General features: G+C 74.1%; 1 protein-coding gene and 1 pseudogene. Both read left to right on the top strand.

The features are described 5' to 3' along the window. A pseudogene (locus A5673_RS29210) lies at positions 1 to 85 on the top strand (gamma-glutamylcyclotransferase); the annotation flags it as partial. Positions 86 to 96: 11 nt separating this feature from the next. Beyond that, the coding region (locus A5673_RS18110) for a PE family protein (protein WP_156748356.1) at positions 97 to 544 on the top strand (448 nt) is incomplete at its 3' end.

Here is a 544-nt window from a genome sequence, read left to right as displayed (position 1 = left end):
CGAAATCGCCGGTGCGCCAGAGGATTACGTGCACGACCTGCGGAACCGACCCGCGAGCAACATCGGCCCGGGGACCAGCGCCTAGGGAGGTGCGGCATGTCGTTCGTGATCGCGGCGCCCGAAATCATCGGGTCGGCGGCCGCCGATCTGGCCGGCATCGGTTCGACGATCGCCGCGGCCAACGCGGCGGTCGCCGCCCCCACGACCGCGGTGCTGGCCGCGGCCGCCGATGAGGTTTCCCAAGCCGTCGCGGCGTTGCTGGGCGCGCACGGCGCCGAGTACCAGGCGCTCAGCGCCCAGGTGGCGGCGTTGCACGGCGATTTCGTGCGGGCCGTGGCCGCGGGCGGGGCATCGTATGCCCTGGCCGAGGCCGCGAATACCTCGCCGTTGCAGACCCTGGAGCAGGACCTGCTGGGGGCGGTGAACGCACCGACCCAGGCGCTGCTGGGACGCCCGCTGATCGGCAACGGCGCCAACGGCACGACCGTCGCCGGGGTGGGCCAGCCGGGCGGGGCGGGCGGCCTGTTGTACGGCGACGGCGGCA

Source organism: Mycobacterium sp. E3198, from assembly GCF_001667015.1.
In the GTDB taxonomy this organism is placed as follows: domain Bacteria; phylum Actinomycetota; class Actinomycetes; order Mycobacteriales; family Mycobacteriaceae; genus Mycobacterium.
Note: the sequence above shows the minus strand (reverse complement) of the source record. Positions and strands in the feature narration are given on the sequence as shown.